This window comes from Psychromonas aquatilis (assembly GCF_038155185.1).
In the GTDB taxonomy this organism is placed as follows: domain Bacteria; phylum Pseudomonadota; class Gammaproteobacteria; order Enterobacterales; family Psychromonadaceae; genus Psychromonas; species Psychromonas aquatilis.
In genome coordinates this window covers 1-211 of the sequence record NZ_JBAKAZ010000437.1, presented here as the reverse complement: position 1 = coordinate 211, position 211 = coordinate 1, and the positions used below count along the sequence as shown (strand labels likewise).

Genomic DNA, 211 nt, shown 5'->3' with positions numbered 1-211 from the left:
ATCATCATATTCCGGTACGGTATCAGTCACAGTTATCACTTGAGTCGCAGAATTACCTATTAAATCTCCATCATTATCTATTACTTGATATGTGAAACTATCATCTAAAGAGGTTTCATAATCAGGTTGTTCATGATCTGCCGAGTTGACCGCAGTGTAAATCCAAGAGCGATCTGCCTTTACGGTTAATGAGCCATATTGTGTTTCTACT

The 211-nt window shown here is 37.9% G+C and carries 1 protein-coding gene; it reads right to left on the bottom strand.

Annotation, left to right across the window (positions count from 1 at the left end):
• Positions 1-211, bottom strand: a 211-nt coding sequence (locus V6256_RS16085) for an Ig-like domain-containing protein (protein ID WP_341599197.1), incomplete at both ends; no start/stop codon positions are given.